8 protein-coding genes are annotated in these 6,400 nt (G+C 57.0%); 4 read left to right on the top strand and 4 right to left on the bottom strand.

Annotated elements, in window-relative coordinates; genetic code table 11:
- Positions 1-1,628: glycosyltransferase family 2 protein (locus tag Q0478_RS13410; protein WP_298680102.1), on the top strand; the 1,628-nt coding region annotated here is incomplete at its 5' end.
- 37 nt (positions 1,629-1,665) lie between these two features.
- On the opposite strand, the gene Q0478_RS13405 is transcribed toward Q0478_RS13410, so the two are convergent.
- Entirely contained in the window at positions 1,666-2,316 is a 651-nt protein-coding gene (locus Q0478_RS13405) for a hypothetical protein (protein WP_298680100.1), read from the bottom strand.
- 167 nt (positions 2,317-2,483) lie between these two features.
- Between Q0478_RS13405 and Q0478_RS13400 the strand changes: the two genes are divergently transcribed.
- From Q0478_RS13400 to Q0478_RS13390, 3 genes are read left to right on the top strand one after another with little or no spacing between them, the layout of a single operon-like run.
- Positions 2,484-3,032, top strand: coding sequence for a hypothetical protein (locus Q0478_RS13400; protein ID WP_298680098.1), 549 nt, complete (start codon positions 2,484-2,486; stop codon positions 3,030-3,032).
- A complete protein-coding gene (locus tag Q0478_RS13395; RefSeq protein WP_298680097.1) occupies positions 3,029-3,988 on the top strand; it encodes a glycosyltransferase in 960 nt (319 codons plus the stop codon). Before Q0478_RS13400 ends, Q0478_RS13395 begins: the two co-directional genes overlap by 4 nt.
- Positions 3,982-4,998: a hypothetical protein gene (locus Q0478_RS13390; RefSeq protein WP_298680096.1), complete on the top strand. Its 1,017-nt coding sequence runs from the start codon at positions 3,982-3,984 to the stop codon at positions 4,996-4,998. Before Q0478_RS13395 ends, Q0478_RS13390 begins: the two co-directional genes overlap by 7 nt.
- Positions 4,999-5,004: 6 nt before the next feature.
- On the opposite strand, the gene Q0478_RS13385 is transcribed toward Q0478_RS13390, so the two are convergent.
- From Q0478_RS13385 to Q0478_RS13375, 3 genes are all read right to left on the bottom strand, one after another.
- On the bottom strand, positions 5,005-5,319 hold the full coding sequence (locus Q0478_RS13385; protein WP_298680095.1) for a hypothetical protein: 315 nt from the start codon (positions 5,317-5,319) through the stop codon (positions 5,005-5,007).
- On the bottom strand, positions 5,306-5,641 hold the full coding sequence (locus Q0478_RS13380; protein ID WP_298680094.1) for a hypothetical protein: 336 nt from the start codon (positions 5,639-5,641) through the stop codon (positions 5,306-5,308). Before Q0478_RS13380 ends, Q0478_RS13385 begins: the two co-directional genes overlap by 14 nt.
- A gap of 11 nt (positions 5,642-5,652) precedes the next feature.
- Positions 5,653-6,400 (bottom strand): pyocin knob domain-containing protein (locus Q0478_RS13375; protein ID WP_298680093.1); only part of this gene is annotated, 748 nt, incomplete at its 5' end.

The raw sequence follows: 6,400 nt of genomic DNA, 5'->3' as shown, positions 1-6,400 counted from the left end.
CCAGCCTTAACCAAAAACGTATTGGATCTATGGCAAGCTTTCCGCCAAGACTGCCCAATCTGAAACAAGCAGTTGAGTCGTTGCTGCCTCAGCTCGACGAGCTTCACATCTACCTAAACGGTTATGCTGAGGTGCCAGAATTTCTTAATGATCAAAAGATCACTACATACCTTGGAAAAGACTGCGCAGGCGATCTTCGCGACAACGGTAAGTTTTTTTCCTTACCAAACCACGAAGGTTATATCTTCACGCTTGATGACGACATAAACTACCCTTCTGACTATGTTTCGAAGATGATTGCGCAAATCGAACTTTTAAATCGATCATGCGTTATCGGGCTTCATGGTGTTATATTTCCAAAAGAAAAAGCAGCCAAATTCGTCGAAAACCGCACAGTCCTTCACTTCAAAGATGCACATGGGTATGCGTTCGTTGATTTGATCGGAACGGGAACTGCCGCGTTTCATTCTTCAACCCTGAACATCAATCTATCGAACTTCAAAACAACGGGCATTTGTGACGTTTGGTTCGCCGCCACCTGTCATCGGGCAGGCATTCCCCTAATGTCCGTGGAACGCCCAGAAAATTGGCTCACGGCACAAGAAACAGTCGGCGTCAACTTATTCACAGAGGCTAAATCCGAGGAAAAAAGTGGGCATGGTCACACAAAAATTTACAATGAAGTTCTGTATGGCCTGCTAAAGCCTGCGCCCCCCAGAGCCTATTATGAAGCACAACTGTTGGAAAAATATGGGGCTGAGGCATTAGAGCTGAAGCATTACACCTTCTTCGAAATGGAGGCACAGGCAGCCCAAAATCGCGCAGCAGCCAAGACACACCGGACAACCATTTTCAACGCGGAAAAGAAATGCCTTCCTAAGAGACGGAGCATTCCTCACCTACATGTTATCGTGAATGGTTGGAACTGTGTCGGTTTTGTAAACGACTGCTTGAAATCTTTGCGTGATCAAGATGCCGGTGCCTACACGTTGGAAATAAGTGCTGTGGATGATGGTTCCACAGACGGAACTTTAGAGGCGCTTCTCGACTTTGGTCAACTACCGAACATGCGGGTATTCACAAACAACAAAAACTATGGACCTGCATTTTCTCGACATCAAGCCATCAAAGAAATAACTGATCCCGACACTGTCGTGATCCTGCTTGATTTGGACGACTGGTTAAAACCTGACGCACTAACGACGATAGCAAGCGCTTATCGTAATAATACGAAATGCCTAATGACGTGTGGGAACTGGCACAACCAGCACGGAAAAATGAATCCGCTGGATTTTTATACTGCCGAACAAATTGACAATAATCTCCACAGAAAAATGCAAAAGTTCCACGCGGCCCCACTGAGAACCTTTCGAAGAAAACTCTACGATGCTATTGAGGTTACAGACCTCAAAGGACCACACGGCGAATGGTTACAAACCTGCACGGATGTGGCCATCATGTTGCCGCTTTTAGATCAATGCAAAAGCCAAAACGTCCAGTTCATTAAGAAGCCGCTTTATGTTTACAATGAAAAGCACGGCTTGGGAACGCTCGTGCGCTTTGGAAAGCCCTACAAAGAAGAAAGGCTTCAGTGGATTAAGAGTAAAGAGCCAAAACACCTGATCTAGGGTTTGTTTACACCGTGGGAGCTCACTCAGTCTGAAATCAATTTGCGAATGCCGCAGGGGGCGGGTTTTCGTATTTTATTACTTGCCCTACGAAACTCCACATCGAAAATGTCGCTACCATAGCCGTGAGGTCTTGGAGGGTGATGAGGCCGGGGGTGGCTTGGAAGGTTGCCATGCGGCCCGTCGTTTTGGTGGGTTTCAGGAAGCGTTCCACCACATGGTAGCTGGGCCGCTCGGTATAGTCGTCAAACAGCACGGTCAACGGCCGGGTGATGCGCGCCAGAACGGTCATCAGGCAAGCTGCGCGGAAGCGTCCGTCAATCAGCACCACATCGGGGTGCAGAAAATAGGGCGCATCCCAGATCGCCAGCGGATAGGTGTGAAACTTCTCCCAATGGGTGCCGTCCAGCGGCCGCCCCCAGGGCCCTGTCGGGCCAATATCAGCATGATACAGCGTCGTCGCAGAGGGCAGGTTTTGTGCATCAATCTGCCGTTGCAGGCGCAGCGCCCAGGCCCGGTCAGATTCAACCGAAAAGACCCGCTTGTCTGGCAGGCTCGCCGCAAGGGTTGTTGAGCCGCCAGATCCATATTCAAGAATGACACGCGCTCGGCGATAGGCCGCGCGCAGCTCTGCCGCCTCTGCCTCGGGCAACGACAGTTCTGGCCAAAGGGTTTGTTGCTTACTCATGGGCCCAGTTTGTCTATAAATCGCATAAAGAAAAGGGGGATCAGCACAACACCCGGGAAATGTTGCAAAACCCCCGCAAACCGCAGCCGCAGGCAGGGGCTGCGCTGTTTTGCCTTGTGCTCGGTGCCCCTATGAGCGACAAAAATCAGAGTGCGAGGGAGACCGGTATGTTCAGAAAATCACGCGCAAATCTTGTGCCCGGAGCCGATGGTCAGGCAAATTACAGCCTCGGCGTTCTGCGTGAAAAAGCCACAGAAGGGCCTCTGAGCCACGCCACCCGTTTCATTGAGGGTTTCTCGCTCAAGGCTGATCCGCTGCTCAAAATGGCCGGGCACTATACATCTCCCAAGGGGCGGTTGCTCGATCTCTCTGCCAAGCCCGGCTCTGATCAGGGCAACTGGTGCGCGCTACACCTCAGCCTGCCGGCTCAAAGCCTGACAGAGGACAGCCTCATAGGCTTTGTCGCCCGGATCTCGGCGCCCGAAATTGCCGTGGCGCGGGTCTGTCTGCGCAGCCAGACACCGGAGGGTTTCAGCGACAGCTTCTTTGACAAGCACATGCTGTTTCGCCCCGAGGACTCAACCCATATGGACGTGCAACAGGCCCATTACAGCGAAGACATCCCCGCGCGGGCAGAATGGCGCGAGCTGGTTTTCTTCCTGCCCACAGACGCTTTTGAGCTTTCCCTGATCGATCTGCGCGTCTTTGTCATATGAGCCTGGCGCTGATCATACCTGTCCGTGATGATCAGGCCAAGCTGACCCGCCTCCTTGCGCAGGCCCGCGAGATGGCGCTTTTCAGCCAGATCATCGTGGTGGATGATGGCTCCGAGCACCCGGCTGAGGTGTCATCCGGGATAGACCTTTTGCGCCATCCAGCCTCCCGTGGCGCCGGGGCCGCGCGCAACACCGCCGTCGCACAGGTGCGCTGCGATCACATGATGTTCTTTGACAGCGATGATCTCTTCACCCCCGAATTTGCCCCGCTCTGGGCCGAGGCCCAATCTGAGGCATTTGATTTTTGCATCTTCCGCCATCAGGACAGCGCTCTGCGCGCCCAGGGTTTTTGGGGCCAACTCCCCGCCGACACCGGCCTGTGGAACATGGCGGGATGCCTGTCTTCCCCGCTCAAACGGCTTGGGGCAGACGGCTGGTGGCACTTGGCCGAAACCAGCAATTATCCGTGGAACAAGATATACCGCACAGCATTCTTCCGCGATCAGGCCCTGCGCTGTAGCGAAACCCGGGTTCACAACGACATCGAGCTGCATTGGCGCAGCTTTCTCACCGCCAAGACAGTGCTCACATCCAACCGGATTGCCGCGTTGCATGTGACAACTGCCGAGGGTGGGCGCATAACCAACGTCAAAAGCAAGGCACGGCTTGAGCTCTTTGTCGCGCTTGAGGCTCTGAAAGAGGCCTTCAGCACCTGGCCCGAAGCCAGCGCCGCGCGCTGCGCCTTCCTCCGTTTTTGCAGCAATCTTTTTATCTGGGCCGAAGCCACGGTGACCGCCGATATCCGGCCTGCCCTGCGCGCACATGCCGCCGGGTTCATTCGCGAAAACCTGCCCAAAGCACTCTTCCGGGCGCTGGCCGAAACCGACCCGAAGACAGCCCTGCAACTCTGCCTGCAAATGCGCAGCGCCGATCTGTCCGAGGGGCTGCCATGCTGACACTCTGCCTCATCCTGCCAGAAAATGCGCCCCGGCTCGCCTGGGCTCTGCCCAATTTGGCACATGCCGTCAAAGCGGGCTGTGGCTGTATCGTGGTTGCCCGAGGCACGCGCGAGACCAACCTGTCACAATTGCAGGCGTTCCTCTTGCGCACAGGGGCCACGCTTGTGCGGGCTGAGGGGTCTGTTACAGAACCCCAAGCCCTCTCGCTCGCAGCCCATAGTGCGCTGGCTGATAGCTTCCTTCTGCCCCTCACGCCGCAAGACCGGATCAATCTTACCGGGCTTGAAGCCCTCTTGGAGCAGATCGGCACAAGTGCCGCAAAGCTGCTGGCCCTGCCGCGTGCCTTCTGGCTCGCCGATCCGTCAAACCCGCTGCGCGCCCCCGAAACCACGGACCAAACAGACGCAACACACCCGCTTCGCCAGCTTTACCCTGATCCACGCCAGCTTGTTTATCGGGCCAATGCGCTGCGCAAAGACAGGCCACAAGAGGCCGACAGCACCATTTGGGACGCCTTTTTCACAGGGCCACAAGGTGCTGAAAACACTTTGAGTTTTCAAACGCCGGTGCTGCTTCAGCCTTTGCCCAACACAGCGGCGGGCGCGGCTTTTGCCACTGCCCAAGCCTTTGTGGCCAAGAGCGCAGAGCCAGACGCGCGGCTGCTGCAAAGCCTCTCTTGGCTCGCCAGCGCACTGATCCTGTCTCCACCAGAGGCTGCGGCAAACACACTCGACGCCGCCAAAGATTTTCTGGACAGCTTGCCCGAGGCGCAGAAAGACAGCGCCTGCTCAGACAGCGGGCCGGCCGGCCAGCTCCTTGCCGCACTCGCACAAGACAAAAAGAGCGAGGCGCTTGCGCAGCTCGCTCTTCTTGGCCAGATACGCGGCAATCTGATCAGCGAAAACCTCATCCTGAGCCAAGAAAAGCTGCGCTATGATGTCGAGCGCGCCTTGCCCGGCTCGGACTATCTCATGGAGCTTTACCAGCGCACCCGAGGGGAGATCTGAGCTATCCTAGAAGCTCTGCGCCAAGGCGGTGAGCCCCTCGGGAACCTCAGGCCAGACCGGCTCGCCATTCTCGGCAATCGCGCTTCGGCAGGCTTGCTGCATGTCACGCACCCACGCCAGCCCCGCGCGCATCACATCCATCTGCGCGCCATCCAGCTCCCCGGCAATCGCAGCACCCTGAAGGTTGAGCGATGTTGCCACATCCATCACCGCTCCGATACGCGCCGCACAGGCCGCCTTGATGTCTGCGGCGCGTTGCGCGGCCTGCTTGGCCTTGCGGGTCTCGGCGTCGACCAGCTGACTGAAATCAATCTTGCTCATGCTGTGCCTCCTTGGCGGTGTCGGTCTTGGAATAGGGCGGTGTGGCGACGGGGCCATCCTTCAGAGCCATGACAGGCTGGGGGAACAGAGTCTCGTCGGGCGCATCTGCACCGTGTGGCAGCCGCACAGCCAGATGCAATACGCCGTTGACCCGCCGCACCACCCCGGTGAACCAGTCACTCTCAATGGCCTCTGCGGGCAGCTCTGCACCTTCGGGCAGCGGCGCAAAGTCAAAGCGCTCACCATTGACAATCAAGCAGTCACCATGGCGCTCAAGCGCAAGCCTTGTGTCTGTTCGCACGGGGGTAAATTCAATCTGCATAACACCTCTCCTCAATACCAGCGGCCAATCGCCGTCACATTCAAAACCCCGGTCATGACCGGATCTGCCGCCGCCAGAAGAAAGCTGCGCCGGATGGCCGAGGTTCCATTGCCACTGGCGATCATGGCCCAATGGCTGTGGCTGCCCGAAACGCGCTGTGCCGCCACAGTGGCCGTGGGGGCGCTCACAAAGGTTGCGGGAAAATCCCAGGTATAGGCAGCCGAGGCATGAAACCCCGTCGCGCTGATGGCAAAGGAATTGGTCGTCATCACCGGTGAAATCTGGTGGCAAATCTGTGTGCCATCGGCAAAGCGCACATAGTGGCCATTGGCATTTGAACCATGCTCCGGCAGCAAGGCCTGCCAGTCTGTCCAACCCGCACCAGACTTTGTGCGCACGAAATAGGCGCCCGGCGTGCTGACACTGACAAACATCTGATGTTGCCCGTTTGTGGAGCGCCGCGCATGAAGAATAAAGCCCGCACCGGCGGGCCGGTTGGTCACTGACCCGCTATAATACGAGCCGCTGGCCACAAGATGACCGTCGTTCAAATCGCCGACAGGCCAGTCTTGCGCTGTGCCGCCAAGGCCAAAAGCCCCGGTTGTCATCAGCTTGCCCGCCGCCCCGTCGAGCGGGCCAGACTGCACCGCAGCGCCGCTGGCAAGGCCGCTCGCTCCGTCAATCACCAGCGCCTCTGTCCATGCGCTGCCGTCAGGCGAGACCTTGAGGTGAAAATCATCATCTCCCGCAAGTCCAAGC

Origin of the sequence: uncultured Lentibacter sp. (assembly GCF_937123735.1) — a bacterium.
Lineage (GTDB): Bacteria > Pseudomonadota > Alphaproteobacteria > Rhodobacterales > Rhodobacteraceae > Lentibacter.
The sequence above is the reverse complement of the archived record's forward strand: the minus strand, read 5'-3'. Positions and strand labels throughout refer to the sequence as shown.